1 protein-coding gene is annotated in these 714 nt (G+C 48.0%); it reads right to left on the bottom strand.

What is annotated here, in order from left to right; genetic code table 11:
- Positions 1-714 (bottom strand): SprB repeat-containing protein (locus P2W73_RS26380; RefSeq protein ID WP_276505100.1); only part of this gene is annotated, 714 nt, incomplete at both ends.

Raw genomic sequence — 714 nt, 5'->3', positions numbered from 1 at the left:
GTGTAATGGTAACAGAAGTAGTCGCTGTACAATTATTGGCATCGGTAACGGTGACCGAATAAGTGCCGGCCACAAGAGCGGTGATGTCTTGCGTGCTTGCGCCATTGCTCCACACATAAGTATAAGGGGCGGTACCACCGTTAACAGTTAAATCAACCGAACCGGTGGCATTACCAAAGCAAAGCACATTGACATGAGCCTCACTCAAAGCCAGGGCTGCAGCAGGCTGCCCAATGGTAATAGAAGTAGTCGCAGTACAATTATTGTTGTCCGTAACGGTAACGGTATAAGTTCCTGCAGCAAGAGCGGTGATGTCCTGCGTGCTTGCACCATTGCTCCACACATAAGTATAAGGAGCGGTACCACCGTTAACAGTTAAATCAACCGAACCGGTCGCATTGCCAAAGCAGAGCACATCCACTTTTGAAGAAGTGAGAGCCAGGGCTGCAGCAGGTTGTGTAATGGTAACAGAAATAGTGGCAGTACAATTATTGGCATCCGTAACAGTAACCGAATATATGCCAGCCACAAGAGCCGTGATGTCCTGCGTGCTTGCACCATTGCTCCACACATAAGTATAAGGAGTTGTACCACCGTTAACAGTTAAATCAACAGAACCGGTGGCATTACCAAAGCAAAGCACATCCACTTTTGAAGAAGTGAGAGCCAGGGCTGCAGCAGGTTGTGTAATGGTAACAGAAGTAGTCGCAGTAC

Source organism: Terrimonas pollutisoli (assembly GCF_029360765.1).
In the GTDB taxonomy this organism is placed as follows: Bacteria; Bacteroidota; Bacteroidia; order Chitinophagales; family Chitinophagaceae; genus Terrimonas_B; species Terrimonas_B pollutisoli.
Note: the sequence above shows the minus strand (reverse complement) of the source record. Positions and strands in the feature narration are given on the sequence as shown.